This is a genomic window from Mesorhizobium sp. WSM4833 (assembly GCF_055811095.1).
Window position 1 is genome coordinate 335,971 of record NZ_JBVVQG010000005.1, and the last position, 13,234, is coordinate 349,204.

The window sequence follows — 13,234 nt, forward strand, 5'->3', positions numbered from 1 at the left end:
CACAAGCTTACGGCGGGCAGCGTAACCAGCCACTGCCTCGCCACCTGTTCTCTGCGGCTAAGGAGCGAAAAATCTTGTCCATTGCGCCATCCGCGTTGCCCATCGGCATGCGCGGGATCGAGAAACGATTTGGCAGCGTCCCGGTGCTGCGCGACCTTAACCTCGATGTCGAGGCCGGCGAATTCCTGACGCTGCTCGGCCCTTCCGGTTCCGGCAAGACGACGCTGCTGATGATCCTGGCCGGTTTCGTGCGGGCCAATGCCGGCTCGATCAAGGTCGGCGGCGACGAGATCATCACCACGCCGCCGCACAAGCGCAACATCGGCATGGTGTTCCAGAACTACGCGCTGTTTCCGCACATGAACGTCTTCCACAACATCGCCTTTCCGCTGAAGCAGCGCGGCGTCGCCGCCGCCGAGACGGCCGAACGTGTCGAGAAGGCGCTCGATCTGGTGAAATTGCAGGGCCTGGGCGAACGCCGGGTCGACCAGCTTTCCGGCGGCCAGCGACAGCGTGTGGCGCTGGCACGCGCCATCGTCTTCGAGCCGCGCATCGTGCTGATGGACGAACCCTTGTCGGCGCTCGACAAGGGCCTGCGCGAGCACATGCAGATCGAGCTGCGCGCCCTGCATCGCCGGCTCGGCATGACCACCGTCTATGTCACGCACGACCAGCGCGAAGCCATAACCATGTCCGACCGCATCGCGGTCATGAACGCCGGGCGCATCGAACAACTCGACAAGCCTGAAACCCTCTACGCCAGGCCGCAAACGCGATTTGTAGCCGGCTTCATCGGCGAATCGAATTTCATTCCGGTCGAGTGCCGCAACGGCTCCGTCTGGTATGAGGACCGGAGAATCCATACCGCGGCACCAGTGCCGGCAGCTGGCCAGCACCTGATGGTGGTGCGGCCGGAAAAGCTGCGGCTCCTGGCAGACGCCGAACCGACAAGCGGCGTCAACGTGCTCGAGGCGAAAGTCAGCGACATCATCTATCAGGGCGACAGCTTCGTCTGCTACGCGGCGTTGCGCGACGGCCGCCAGCTGACTTTGCGCGACTATTGCCGCAGCGATGTGCTGGCCAAAATGCCGGCGCCCGGCCAGCCAGTCTCATTCGGTCTCGATGCGCAGGACACGATCCTGGTGGCGGCAGACTGATGAGCGCGCAGCCCGCCCTCATGGAAGAGATCGGCAGCGCCGCAGGCCGGGAGCTCAACACGCAGGGACTTCACGCCGACGCCCGGCGTGAATCACTACGGCTGCTGGCGCTGTTGTCGCCAAGCCTGCTTCTGGTCTTCGCCATCATCATCGTGCCGATCGGCTGGCTGTTCTGGCTGTCGCTGTTCGACGAAGCGGGCGGCTTCAGCGCCGCCAATTATGCGCGATTCTTCGAGCAGGCCTCCTACATCAAGACCTTCATCACCACCTTCAAGGTCGCCTTCATCGTCACCGGCGCCTGCGTGCTGCTCGGCTATCCCTTGGCCTACATGCTGTCGCAACTGCCGCGGCGGGCGGCGTCGATCTGCCTGATCTTCGTCATCCTGCCGTTCTGGACATCGGTTCTGGTGCGCACCTATGCCTGGCTGGTGATCCTGCAGCGCAAGGGACTGATCAACAGCTGGCTGATCGATCTCGGAATCATCAGCCAGCCGCTATCGCTCGCCAACAATTTTTCCGGCGTCGTCATCGGCATGACGCACATCTTGCTGCCGTTCTTGGTGCTGCCGCTCTACGCTTCGATGAAGACCATCGACACCGACTGCCTGCGCGCCGGCATGAATCTCGGCGCCGGCCCGACTGCCACCTTCCGGCAGATCTTCTTTCCGCTGTCGCTGCCAGGCCTCGCCTCGGGCGTGGTCATCGTCTTCGTGCTCTGCCTGGGCTTCTTCGTCACGCCGGCTTTGATGGGCGGCGGCAAGGTGATCATGTGGGCGATGCGCATGGAACAGACCACCAGCCTCTATTCAAACTGGGGCGCGGGTGCAGCACTGGGCGTGGTGCTGCTGGTGGTGACGCTGGCGCTTCTCGGCCTGTTCCAGTGGCTGCTCGGCGCGCGTGCCACCGGCGTGTGGAGTTCGAGATGAGTAGGGATCTCGGCCTGCCCATCTCGCACCGGCAACGCCTATGGCTCTATTGCCTCGGCGGCCTCGTGCTGCTGTTCCTGATCGCACCGTCGATCATCATCGTCATCATGTCGTTTTCCGATTCGACGCTGCTGCAATTCCCGCCGCAGCAATGGTCGCTGCGCTGGTACCAGGCCTATTTCGGGTCGCTGGAGTGGCGCGATGCCACGATCGTCTCGGTCAAGGTGGCTGTCATGACCGTGCTGGTGGCGACACCGCTCGGCACCGCGGCCGCCTATGCCATCAACCGGGGCACGCTGCGCTTCAACGGCACCTTCAACGCGCTGCTGACGGCGTCGCTGATCGTCCCTGTGATCCTGATCGGCATCGGCACCTTCTTCCTCTATGCGCGCATCGGCCTCAACAACACGCTGACCGGCCTGGTCATCGCGCATACGGTGCAGGCGCTGCCGTTGGTGGTGCTGACCGTGCTGTCGGGATTGCGCTCCTACGACATGAACCAGGAGCGCGTGGCGCGCAGCCTTGGCGCCGGCCGCGTCGCCGCCTTCTGGCAGGTGACGATGCCGCAGATGCGCTTCTCGATTGTCTCGGGCGCGCTGTTTGCCTTCATTACGTCCTTCGATGAGGTGGTGGTTTCGCTGTTCATCTCGGGTGGCGAGACGACGACATTGACGCGCCGTATGTTCAATGCGCTGCGCGACCAGATCGACCCGACGATCGCCGCCATCTCGACCTGCCTGATCGTTCTGTCGGTCGTGCTGTTGTCGGTTGCGCAGATCTTCGGCCGGCGGCATTGATTTCACCAGATCAATTCGCAGAAGTGACCAATTTGCAGAAGTGACTAGGGGATATTCAGACAGAATGCGTGATTTCCAGTTTCCCGGCCGCTCGCCGGTTCGTGCCACCGAGGCGGTTGCCGCGACCTCGCATCCGCTTGCAACGCTTGCGGCCATCGACATGCTGCGCTCCGGCGGCAATGCCATGGACGCCGCGGTCTGCGCCGCCGCCGTGCAGGGTGTGGTCGAGCCGCAATCGACGGGCATCGGTGGCGACTGCTTCGTGCTTTATTCTCCCGGAGGACAAGGCAATGTGCTGGCCTTCAACGGCTCGGGGCGAGCGCCGGCCAGGGCGACGGTCGGCTGGTATCTCGAAAAAGGCTTCGACCGCATCCCGCTGCAGGGTCCGCATGCGGTCACCGTACCGGGCGCCGTCGACGCCTGGAGCCGCCTGCTCGAAGACCATGGCCGCAAGGGCCTTGCCGAGGCGCTGGCGCCGGCCATTCACTATGCCGAGAACGGCTATGTCGTGCACGACCGCGTCGCCTTCGACTGGGCCGAGCCGGAGACCGACCTGTCGGCCGACGAGCATGCCGCGCGCATCTTCCTGCCCGGCGGCAGGGCGCCGAGGGCGGGTGACGTCCATCGGCAGCCCGAACTGGCGGCGACCTTGCGCATCATCGCCAAACACGGCCGGTCCGGTTTCTACGAAGGCGCGGTCGCCGACGATATGGTGAGCCGGCTCAACGAATTGGGCGGACTTCATACGGCCGAGGATTTCGCCGCGACCAGAGGCGACTATGTGGCGCCGGTCAGCACCTCCTATGGCGGCCATGAGATCCACCAGATGCCGCCGAACAATCAGGGGCTGACGGCGCTTTTGATGCTGAACGTGCTGTCGGGCTTCAGGCTTGGCGACCTCGACCCCAATGGCGCCGAACGCCTGCATCTGGAGATCGAGGCCGGACGCCTGGCCTATCGCGACCGCGACCGCTATGTCGGCGACCAGGACCATGTCCCGGTGCCCCTGAAGCAGCTCCTGTCCGGCGCCTATGCCGACCGGCTACGCGCCGAGATCGACCGCGACCGCGCCATGACGCATCTGCCGCGCGTCGAGCTGCCCGGCAGCGACACGGTCTATATCTCCATCGTCGACCGCGACCGCAACGCGGTCTCCTTCATCAACTCGACCTATTATTCGTTCGGCAGTGGCGTCGTCGGCCCGAAGACCGGTATCGTGCTGCAGAACCGTGGTTCGAGCTTCCGCCTCGAGCCGGCGCATCCGAACGCGATCGCGCCGGGCAAGCGGCCGATGCACACGATCATGCCGGGCATGGCGACCAAGAACGGCCGCGTGGTGATGCCGTTCGGCGTCATGGGCGGCGGTTACCAGCCGTTTGGCCATGTCCACCTGCTCACCAACATGATCGATTTCGGCATGGACCCGCAGCAGGCACTGGATGCGCCGAGGGTGTTTTACAACGATGACACAGTGGAAGCCGAGCGTGGCGTTCCCACTGATGCAACCGAGGGCCTGCGCCGGCGCGGCCACCGCATCGCCGAACCGCATCATCCGCTTGGCGGCGGGCAAGTGGTGCTGATCGACTGGGAGAAGGGGACGCTGACCGGCGCTTCCGATCCGCGCAAGGATGGTTTGGCGCTTGGCTATTGAGGCGATCCGTTATCCAATGGCGCCCATATCGAGGCAAGCCCGTCAGAAGGGCTCTCGCCAGTAATCGTTCGAAATCCAGCCGGTGATCATGACCCAAACTGAAACCCACGCAGATCTCTCCCGCCGTCTCGCCGCCGGCGCCGACGACGCCCCCGCCATTCTGGCGCCCGACAGGGCAACGCTCAGCCATGGCGGATTGCGCAGCATGATCGCCGACACGGCAAAACAGCTGCATGCGCGCGGCATCGGCCGCGGCGACAGGGTGGCGATCGTGCTGCCGAACGGCCCCGAGATGGCCACCGCCTTCGTCGCCGTGGCGGCCGCCGCCTCGACGGCGCCGCTCAACCCCGCCTACCGGGCCGACGAGCTCGATTTCTACCTGACCGACATCGGCGCCAAGGCGATCCTCGTCGCGGAGGGTGAGACCGGCCCCGCGGTGACGGTGGCCGAACGCCTCGGCATCGGCGTGCTGCGGCTCGTCGTGCAGCCCGGCACACCGGCCGGCAGTTTTGCTATCGAGGGCGCGGCGATCGGACCGAAGGCCGCGCCCGACATGGCGCAAGACAGCGACATTGCGCTGCTGCTGCATACCTCCGGCACGACATCGCGTCCAAAACTGGTGCCGCTGAGCCATGCCAATATCGCGGCCTCGGCAGCTCATATCGGCGGCACCCTTGGCCTGACGGCCGATGACCGTTGCCTCAACATCATGCCGCTGTTCCACATTCACGGCCTGATCGCGGCCGTGCTGTCGTCGCTGGCTGCCGGCGGCAGCATCTACTGCACGCCGGGTTTCAACGCGCTGCGCTTCTTCCAGTGGCTGAGCGAGGCGCAGCCGAGCTGGTACACGGCGGTGCCGACCATGCATCAGGCGATCCTGGCCCGCGCGGCACGCAACACCGAGGCGCTGGCTGCGGCGCGCCTGCGCTTCATCCGCTCGTCCTCGGCGTCGCTGCCGGCGCAGGTCATGACTGAGCTGGAAGCGACCTTCGGCTGCCCGGTGATCGAATCCTACGGGATGACCGAGGCGGCTCACCAGATGGCCTCGAACCGGCTGCCGCCGGGCCAGCGCAAGCCCGGCAGCGTTGGTGCCTCCGCCGGGCCGGAGGTGGCTGTGATGGCGCCCGACGGGCGGCTGCTCGATGCAGGCGAGACCGGCGAGATCGTCATCCGCGGGCCCAATGTCACGACGGGCTACGAAAAGAACCCGGATGCCAACGCCACGGCTTTCGCGCATGGCTGGTTCCACACCGGCGACCAGGGCGTGCTGGACGGGGATGGCTATCTCAGGGTCACCGGTCGGCTCAAGGAGATCATCAATCGCGGCGGCGAAAAGATCTCGCCACTCGAGGTCGACGATGTGCTGATGGACCATCCGGCGGTGGCGCAGGTCGTCACCTTCGCCATGCCGCATGGCAAGCTTGGCGAGGAGGTGGCGGCGGCGGTTGTGCTGCGCGAAGGCATCAGCGCCACCGAGGGCGACATCCGCACCTTTGCCGCGACGCGGCTTGCCGACTTCAAGGTGCCGCGCAAGATCCTGATCCTGGACGAGATCCCCAAGGGCGCGACCGGCAAATTGCAGCGCATCGGCCTTGCCGCCAAACTCGGGCTTTGACGATGAAGATCACCATCTTCGGCGCCGGTGCGATCGGCGGCTATCTCGCTGCCAAGCTTGCCGCCGCCGGCCGCACCGATCTCTCGATCGTCGCGCGCGGCGCCCATCTGGAAGCGATCAAGGCAGATGGCCTGCGCCTGATCGAGGATGGCCAGGAGACGTCCGTCCCCGTCCGGGCCGCCGCCAAGGCCGAGGAACTTGGCGTGCAGGATTATGTCGTGCTGGCGCTGAAGGCCCATTCCCTCACCCCGGCGCTCGACCAGATCGCACCGCTGCTTGGGGACCACACATCAGTCGTCACCATGCAGAACGGCGTGCCGTGGTGGTATTTCCACGGCGTCGGCGGGCCGCTCGAAGGCACCAGGCTGAACGCGGTCGATCCCGGCGGCGCGATCTGGCAGCGGATTGGACCGGACCGCGTCATCGGCTCGGTCGTCTATCCCGCGGTCGAGGTCGATGCGCCGGGGCTCATCCGCCATGTCGAGGGCAAACGCTTCTCGCTCGGCGAACCCTCGGGCGAGCGCAGCGAACGGGTCACGCTTCTGGCCGAGGAGATGGTCAAGGGCGGCTTGCAGGCGCCGGTGCGCGAAGACATCCGCAGCGAGATCTGGGTAAAACTGTGGGGCAATCTCTCCTTCAACCCGATCTCGGCGCTGACCGGCAGCACGCTTGCCGCGATCGTCGCCGACGAGGGCACCCGCACGCTCGCCCGCACCATGATGCTGGAGGCGCAGGCGATCGGCGAAAGCCTCGGCGTGCGTTTTCCCATCGCGGTCGACCGGCGCATCAAGGGCGCCGGCGATGTCGGCGAGCACAAGACCTCGATGCTGCAGGACCTGGAGCGTGGCCGGCCGATGGAGATCGACGCGCTGGTGAGCGCGGTGCAGGAACTTGGCAGACTAACGGACAAGCCGACCCCGACCATCGATGCCGTGCTGGCGCTGGTGCGGCGGCTGGCGGTGGAACGCGGGTGTTATGGATAATGGGCTCGGGGTTGATCAGCACCGTGGCGAGGGCGCGACGATCCAGGCCTTGAAGCGCCTTGGCCTCATCTCCCAGCTTGACCAGGGTTAGCAGCATGCTGAACGCCATTCACCACGTCGCGCTCATCTGCACCGACTACGACCGGTCGCGACGGTTCTACGTCGAACTCCTCGGCCTCGATCTGATCCGGGAGGTTTATCGGGAGGAGCGGCAGTCATGGAAGGCGGATCTGCGGATCGGGTCGGCCCAACTGGAATTGTTCTCCTTCCCTGCACCGGCGATGCGGCCGTCCCACCCAGAGGCTACAGGCCTGAGACATCTGGCATTCGCGGTGGCTAATCTTGATCCCGTGATTATCCGCCTGGAAGCCGCAGGCGTTGCCGTCGAGCCAATCCGGATCGATCCATACACAGACCAACGGTTTACCTTTTTCAGGGACCCGGATGGATTGCCGCTGGAACTGTACGAAGCCCCATAAGGAACGGTTCGATTTCACGATGGGCGCTTTGTACTGGCGGTCTCGGTATCGGCGGACCGCGAATCTGTGCTAAGCGCCGCCCAACCAACCAAAGGACGACACCAATGAGCGAACTGACCGTGGCCGAGGCGACCGAGAGCATCTATGCCTCGCTCCGGGCGGACAATGCCGACATCGACACACATATCGCGGCGCTTAAGGCGGCGCTGACGCGAGAGGGGATCAAACAGGCGGTGTTCGATCCGACCAAGCTGGCGCAGAACAACCGCTCGGGCCGCAAGTTGGTGCAGGCTTATTTTCGGCAACGCGGCGTGAGCGTGAAGTTTTCGGACCAGTAGAACCGCGCGCGATCTCAACCGTGTGATTGGTTGGTTTCGGACGCATGTTCTCCGACGCTCCGAGCCCTCCCATTTGGCCGGCTCAATAACAGCTATCCGCCGCCGCAAGGGCTTCGGCACGGTGAGCTTGGTCCAGTGCGCCAATCCGTCGGACCGACGCATAGAACCTGACATAGTCGCCCGAGCACAGATCGAACAGGCGGAGAAACGCGGTCACCCGATCGCTATAGACGGAAGTCGCGGCGAGCTTTGCATTGTTGATCGGGGAAGCGAACCAGGCATCGTATCCCCGGTATCGGCCCCAGCGCCTGTCGCGCATGTGTCGGTAGCGCATCCGCAGCCGTTCGATCGCCGCCGTCTTTGCGGCCAGTTTTTGCTCCGAGGTTCCGGCGTTGGAATAGACTTTCGCCAACTCGTCCCGTGTTTGCGACACCAGCGCAAGAAATTCAGCTTTGCGCCTCCGGGCGGCTTCGTAACGGCGCAATGCTGCGGTATCGCCAGCCGCGCGCAGCCATTTTTTCACGCCGGTCGTTTCGACGGCGACAGCGAACGACTCGTTGAATGCGGAATCGTCGTGCACGTAGACGCGCTGGTGGGCCAGTTCATGGAACACCAGCCCTGCAAGATAGGTTTTATCCTCGCTGAACATCGTGCTCAGCAGCGGGTCACTCGACCAGCCAAGCGTGGAATATGCGGTGATGCCCGTCACATAGACATCCATGCCCTGTCCTTGAAGTTCGGCAGCGGTTTCAATTGCGGACTTCCTGGAGAAATATCCCCGGTAGGGCACGCAGCCGAAAACTGGAAAACACCATGTTCGCGGCGTCAGCGAGAATGCCGGCGCGGCGAAGACGGCCCATGTCACCGAGTCCCGACCGATATCGACGTAGCTGCGGTAGCTGTTGTTGTCGGGCAGCGCCAGTTCATCCGTTGCGAACTGTCGTATGGCGCTCGCCGATGCCATTCGAGCGCGCAATGCCTTCGGCGTCGAAGGGTCCTCGATCAGTTTTCCGACATCCTGGCGCGCCGTCATGATCCGCAGATGACCCTGCACGGATTGCGCATAATAAGAAACACTGGTGCAGCCGGTCACGCCGGACACCACGATCATAACGGCAACCAATCGAAAGAATGCGCGCATCACGATTTGCCCACAGCAGTGCTCCCGTACCGATCGGGCGATTGTCGCGATTGCCCCAGGTCCCAAGCAGCCGCATCGATTTGATCGAGGTCTATAGCTTTCTAAAGAATCCGGACAGAATATTCGGACCCACTTCGCCAGGGCGCAGTCTGATCCCGTCCTCGAAGCAGTTCAGCGTCATGCATTCGAAGCCGCTGTGTGCGAGGAGTGCCACCAGCGAGTCACGATCGAAGTGGTGGAGGTGCTCGTCGGGAAGACGCATACGCCACGTCCGGAACCAGGCGTCGCCGTCGGCGCCGAGCTCGCGCCAGCGGCAATAAGGGACGGCGACGGCCAGGTAGCGGGCCTTAAGCCGGGCGAGGAAACCCAGATTCGGGATATGCTCAAGCACATCGAACATGGCGACGAGATCCCACGAACTGGAGAGCGCCTCATCCCAATCGACGAAGCGGACGCCCTTGGGCAGCGGAAACCTGGTTATGTCGCAGCCGGCGCAGTCGGCGACCCCGGTTATTTTCGCGGCTTCGATGAATGTGCCGGTGCCATATCCAATCTCCAGCACGGACCGGGGGATCTCGCCAGTGATCCCCAGCACCCAGCCGAGTCGCTGATATCCGAGCTTGATGGTCCGGTCACTCAGGTCCTCGTAATAGGAAATGTACTGCTTGTCATACCTGATCGGTTTGGAGTCGACCTGGTGGATCACGCCAAACCCGTCCACCGCGTAGTTGTCCAACATTGGCGTGCGGCCCCCAGGTTCCGGTGCTCAGTCCTTGCCCGCCCGCTTGAAAATCCGCGCATAAAATTCCCCGACGATGCCGCGCCGGAAGATCAGCACGCACACCATGAAGATGAGGCCGGTGGCGATGGTCACCGGAAAGCCGGAAGTGGCAAGCGTGTTTTCCAGGCCAATGACAAGGCTGGCGCCGATGATCGGCCCGACCATGGTGCCGATGCCGCCGAGAAGCGTCATCAAGATCACCTCGCCCGACATCTGCCAGGTGACGTCGGTGAGCGTGGCGAACTGGAAAACGATCGCCTTGAGCGAGCCGGCCAGCCCGGCCAGGGCCGCCGACATGACGAAGGCGCCCAGCTTGTAGTTGGCGACGGAATAGCCCAGCGAAATGGCGCGGTTCTCGTTCTCGCGGATCGAGCGCAGGATCATGCCGAACGGCGAGTTGACGATGCGCCAGATGGCGAAGACGCCGATCAGGAACACCGCCAGCACGAAGTAATACATGTTCAGCGAGACGTTCAGGTCGAGGACGCCAAGCAGCATGCCGCGCGGCACGCCCTGAATGCCGTCCTCGCCTTGCGTGAAGGGCGACTGCACGCAGAAGAAGAAGAACATCTGCGACAGCGCCAGCGTGATCATGGCGAAATAGATGCCTTGCCGGCGAATGGCGAAAAAGCCCATGACAAGGCCGAGCAAGGCCGCACCCGCCATGCCGAGCAGAATGCCGGCTTCCGGCGGCCAGCCCCAGACCTTGACGGCATGCGCGGTGAAGTAGGCGGCGCCGCCGAAGAAGGTGGCGTGGCCGAACGATAAGAGCCCGGTATAGCCGAGCAGAAGATTGAACGCGCAGGCAAACAGCGCGAAACACAGCATCTTCATCAGGAAGATCGGATAGATCAGGAAAGGCGCTACCAGCAGCGCCAGGATGCCGAGCCCGACCAGCATCCATTCCAGCCGTGCCGAGGTTTTGGCCGATGCCTCGCGAAGCGTCAGTTCGGTCATGTCAGATGTCCCTTCCGACATGTCAAGCGTCCCTTCCGAACAGGCCAGCCGGCCGGACCAGAAGCACGATGGCCATGATGACGAAGACCACGAGATTGGAGGCCTCGGGGTAGAAGACCTTGGTCAGGCCCTCGGCGAGGCCAAGCATGTAGCCGGTGACGATCGCACCGAGGATCGATCCCATGCCGCCGACCACCACCACCGCGAAGACGACGATGATGAGGTCCGATCCCATAAGCGGGCTCACCTGATAGATCGGTGCTGCTAGAATGCCGGCAAGCCCGGCCAGCGCGGAGCCAAGGCCGTAGGTGAGGGTCAGCAGCAACGGCACGTTGACGCCGAAAGCCTGGACGAGACGGGGATTCTCGGTTGCCGCGCGCAGATAGGATCCAAGCCTGGTCTTCTCGATCAGCGCCCAGGTGCCGAAGCAGACGATCAGCGAGGCGACCACGACCCAGCCGCGATAGTTGGGCAGGAACATGAAGCCGAGATTGGTGCCGCCGGCAAGCAGCGGCGGCACGGCGTAAGGGTTTCCCGAGACGCCGTAATAATAGCGGAAGATGCCTTCGAGCACGAGCGCGAGGCCGAAGGTGAAGAGCAGCCCGTAGAGCGGATCGAGATCGTACAGCCTCGACAGCGCCAGGCGCTCGACCACGACGCCGAAGACGCCAACGATCAGCGGCACAAGGATCAAAGCGGGCCAATAGCCGATGCCGAGATGGGTGAGAAGCAGGTAGCCGACGAAGGCGCCGAACATATACTGGGCGCCATGGGCGAAATTGATGACGCGCAGCAAGCCGAATATGACGGCCAGGCCCAGGCTCAGCATGGCGTAGAACGAGCCGTTGATCAGGCCGACCAGCAACTGGCCGAGGAAGGCCTGAACCGGGATTCCGAAGATCATCGTCATGGCGCCATCATACACCCAGGACTTCGTGGAGCTGCGCCATGCGGTCCGGCAGTTCGCCGACCGGAAACCCCGCCACCACCTTGCCGTGCTCCATCAGGTAGAAACGGTCGGCGACGCGACTGGCGAAGCGGAAGTTCTGCTCGACCAGCAGGATCGTCATGCCGCGCTTTTTCAACGTCGCCAGCAACGCGCCGATGCGCTGCACGATGACGGGAGCGAGCCCCTCCGTCGGTTCGTCGAGAAGCAGCATCTTCACGCCGGTTCGCAGCATGCGCGCGATCGCCAGCATCTGCTGTTCGCCGCCCGACAGCCTGGTGCCGGGACTGTTGCGCCGCTCCTTCAGATTGGGGAACAGATCGAATATCTCCTCGACGCTCATGCCGCCCTGCGCGACGACCGGCGGCAGAATCAGATTCTCGTCCACGGTCAGCGTTGCGAAGATGCCGCGCTCCTCCGGCACGAAGCCGATGCCTTGATGGGCGGTGCGGTGCAGCGGCAGCCGCATCAGGTCCTTGCCGTCGAAGGCGATCCGGCCGGTCCGCTTGCGGATCAACCCCATGATGGCGCGCAGCGTCGTCGTCTTGCCGACGCCATTGCGGCCGAGCAGCGTGACCGTCTCGCCGGCAAACACTTCCAGATCGACACCGTGCAGCGCATGGCCCTCGCCATACCAGGCGTTGAGGCCGGTGACGGCAAGCAGAGGTGCGGCACTAGTCATCGGCGGTGCCCATATAGGCGATCTTGACGCGCTCGTCGCGGCTAACGGTGGCGTAGTCGCCAGCGGCCAGCACCTCGCCGCGCTGCATGACCGTTATCCAGTCGCAAAGGTCGGCCACCACGGTCAGATTGTGCTCGACCATCAGCACGGCGCGATCCCTGGCAACCGAACGGATGAGGCTGGAAACCGTGGCCACGTCCTCATGCCCCATGCCGGCCATCGGCTCGTCCAGCAGCAGCACTTTCGGATCGAGCGCGAGCGTCGTGGCGATCTCCAGCACGCGTTTCCTGCCATAGGAAAGATCGCTGGCGAGCCTGTTCCTGGCGTCGTCGAGACCAACCGAGCGCAGCAATTCCTCGGCGCGCGGGGTCAGCCGGTCGAGCGCCGCGAGCGAGCGCCAGAATTGAACGGCAAGACCACCCGGCCGCTGCAGCGCGACGCGGACATTGTCGAGCACGCTGAGGTGCGGAAAAATCGCCGATATCTGGAACGAGCGCACCAGCCCCATCCGCGCAACCCTGGCCGGCGAGGTGCGGGTGATGTCGTGGCCAAGCAGCTCGATCCTGCCGCTGGTCGGCGCCAGGAACTTGGTGAGCAGGTTGAAGACGGTCGTCTTGCCGGCGCCGTTGGGTCCGATCAGGGCATGGATGTTGCCATGGCGGACATCGATATCGACGTTTTTGACGGCGATGAAGCCGGCAAAGTCGCGTCGCAACCCGCGGGCGGAAAGCACAACCCGCGGCTCGTTCGCGTCCAGGTCAGTCGGCGCCATCGGCCGCGC

At 64.1% G+C, this 13,234-nt stretch carries 14 protein-coding genes; 8 read left to right on the plus strand and 6 right to left on the minus strand.

Annotated features, from left to right (window positions below; all coding sequences use genetic code 11):
- Positions 1-74 precede the first annotated feature (74 nt).
- From AC0L2D_RS12400 to AC0L2D_RS12435, 8 genes are all read left to right on the plus strand, one after another.
- Complete coding sequence (locus AC0L2D_RS12400) at positions 75-1,157, plus strand: ABC transporter ATP-binding protein (RefSeq protein WP_063169709.1); 1,083 nt, start codon at positions 75-77, stop codon at positions 1,155-1,157.
- Positions 1,157-2,083, plus strand: coding sequence for an ABC transporter permease (locus AC0L2D_RS12405; protein ID WP_013528517.1), 927 nt, complete (start codon positions 1,157-1,159; stop codon positions 2,081-2,083). The genes AC0L2D_RS12400 and AC0L2D_RS12405 overlap by 1 nt, the downstream gene beginning before the upstream one ends.
- On the plus strand, positions 2,080-2,880 hold the full coding sequence (locus AC0L2D_RS12410; protein ID WP_473541150.1) for an ABC transporter permease: 801 nt from the start codon (positions 2,080-2,082) through the stop codon (positions 2,878-2,880). Before AC0L2D_RS12405 ends, AC0L2D_RS12410 begins: the two co-directional genes overlap by 4 nt.
- 64 nt (positions 2,881-2,944) lie before the next feature.
- On the plus strand, positions 2,945-4,531 hold the full coding sequence (ggt, locus tag AC0L2D_RS12415; protein ID WP_473541151.1) for a gamma-glutamyltransferase: 1,587 nt from the start codon (positions 2,945-2,947) through the stop codon (positions 4,529-4,531).
- Positions 4,532-4,619: 88 nt separating this feature from the next.
- Positions 4,620-6,146 carry an acyl--CoA ligase gene (locus AC0L2D_RS12420; protein WP_473541152.1) on the plus strand — a complete coding sequence of 509 codons (1,527 nt, stop codon included), beginning with the start codon at positions 4,620-4,622 and terminating at the stop codon, positions 6,144-6,146.
- Between the two features lie 2 nt (positions 6,147-6,148).
- The gene (locus AC0L2D_RS12425; RefSeq protein ID WP_013528521.1) at positions 6,149-7,129 is read left to right on the plus strand and encodes a 2-dehydropantoate 2-reductase; all 981 of its coding nucleotides are present in this window, start codon (positions 6,149-6,151) and stop codon (positions 7,127-7,129) included.
- 95 nt (positions 7,130-7,224) lie between these two features.
- Positions 7,225-7,608 (plus strand): SMU1112c/YaeR family gloxylase I-like metalloprotein, encoded by a 384-nt coding sequence (gloA2, locus tag AC0L2D_RS12430; protein WP_027161129.1) that lies wholly within the window; start codon positions 7,225-7,227, stop codon positions 7,606-7,608.
- A gap of 104 nt (positions 7,609-7,712) precedes the next feature.
- Positions 7,713-7,946, plus strand: a complete 234-nt coding sequence (locus tag AC0L2D_RS12435; protein WP_473541154.1) for a hypothetical protein — start codon at positions 7,713-7,715, stop codon at positions 7,944-7,946.
- A gap of 82 nt (positions 7,947-8,028) precedes the next feature.
- Here AC0L2D_RS12435 and AC0L2D_RS12440 read toward each other — a convergent pair whose 3' ends face one another.
- From AC0L2D_RS12440 to AC0L2D_RS12465, 6 genes are all read right to left on the minus strand, one after another.
- Positions 8,029-9,087 (minus strand): aminopeptidase, encoded by a 1,059-nt coding sequence (locus AC0L2D_RS12440; protein ID WP_473541156.1) that lies wholly within the window; start codon positions 9,085-9,087, stop codon positions 8,029-8,031.
- A gap of 91 nt (positions 9,088-9,178) precedes the next feature.
- Positions 9,179-9,826 carry a class I SAM-dependent methyltransferase gene (locus AC0L2D_RS12445; RefSeq protein WP_473541157.1) on the minus strand — a complete coding sequence of 216 codons (648 nt, stop codon included), beginning with the start codon at positions 9,824-9,826 and terminating at the stop codon, positions 9,179-9,181.
- A gap of 27 nt (positions 9,827-9,853) precedes the next feature.
- The gene (locus AC0L2D_RS12450) at positions 9,854-10,825 is read right to left on the minus strand and encodes a branched-chain amino acid ABC transporter permease (protein WP_024502115.1); all 972 of its coding nucleotides are present in this window, start codon (positions 10,823-10,825) and stop codon (positions 9,854-9,856) included.
- Positions 10,826-10,847: 22 nt separating this feature from the next.
- Positions 10,848-11,735, minus strand: a complete 888-nt coding sequence (locus tag AC0L2D_RS12455) for a branched-chain amino acid ABC transporter permease (RefSeq protein WP_024502116.1) — start codon at positions 11,733-11,735, stop codon at positions 10,848-10,850.
- A gap of 7 nt (positions 11,736-11,742) precedes the next feature.
- Positions 11,743-12,453: an ABC transporter ATP-binding protein gene (locus tag AC0L2D_RS12460; protein WP_127369551.1), complete on the minus strand. Its 711-nt coding sequence runs from the start codon at positions 12,451-12,453 to the stop codon at positions 11,743-11,745.
- A complete protein-coding gene (locus tag AC0L2D_RS12465; protein ID WP_473541159.1) occupies positions 12,446-13,225 on the minus strand; it encodes an ABC transporter ATP-binding protein in 780 nt (259 codons plus the stop codon). Before AC0L2D_RS12465 ends, AC0L2D_RS12460 begins: the two co-directional genes overlap by 8 nt.
- Positions 13,226-13,234: the final 9 nt, after the last annotated feature.

Coding starts and splice junctions, on each gene's coding strand:
- AC0L2D_RS12465 (WP_473541159.1), bottom strand. CDS start 13,225: ATGGCGCCGACTGACCTGGACGCGAACGAGCCGCGGGTTGTGCTTTCC.
- AC0L2D_RS12425 (WP_013528521.1), top strand. CDS start 6,149: ATGAAGATCACCATCTTCGGCGCCGGTGCGATCGGCGGCTATCTCGCT.
- AC0L2D_RS12440 (WP_473541156.1), bottom strand. CDS start 9,087: ATGCGCGCATTCTTTCGATTGGTTGCCGTTATGATCGTGGTGTCCGGC.
- AC0L2D_RS12435 (WP_473541154.1), top strand. CDS start 7,713: ATGAGCGAACTGACCGTGGCCGAGGCGACCGAGAGCATCTATGCCTCG.
- AC0L2D_RS12455 (WP_024502116.1), bottom strand. CDS start 11,735: ATGACGATGATCTTCGGAATCCCGGTTCAGGCCTTCCTCGGCCAGTTG.
- AC0L2D_RS12450 (WP_024502115.1), bottom strand. CDS start 10,825: ATGACCGAACTGACGCTTCGCGAGGCATCGGCCAAAACCTCGGCACGG.
- AC0L2D_RS12420 (WP_473541152.1), top strand. CDS start 4,620: ATGACCCAAACTGAAACCCACGCAGATCTCTCCCGCCGTCTCGCCGCC.
- AC0L2D_RS12460 (WP_127369551.1), bottom strand. CDS start 12,453: ATGACTAGTGCCGCACCTCTGCTTGCCGTCACCGGCCTCAACGCCTGG.
- gloA2 (WP_027161129.1), top strand. CDS start 7,225: ATGCTGAACGCCATTCACCACGTCGCGCTCATCTGCACCGACTACGAC.
- AC0L2D_RS12405 (WP_013528517.1), top strand. CDS start 1,157: ATGAGCGCGCAGCCCGCCCTCATGGAAGAGATCGGCAGCGCCGCAGGC.
- AC0L2D_RS12410 (WP_473541150.1), top strand. CDS start 2,080: ATGAGTAGGGATCTCGGCCTGCCCATCTCGCACCGGCAACGCCTATGG.
- AC0L2D_RS12445 (WP_473541157.1), bottom strand. CDS start 9,826: ATGTTGGACAACTACGCGGTGGACGGGTTTGGCGTGATCCACCAGGTC.
- ggt (WP_473541151.1), top strand. CDS start 2,945: ATGCGTGATTTCCAGTTTCCCGGCCGCTCGCCGGTTCGTGCCACCGAG.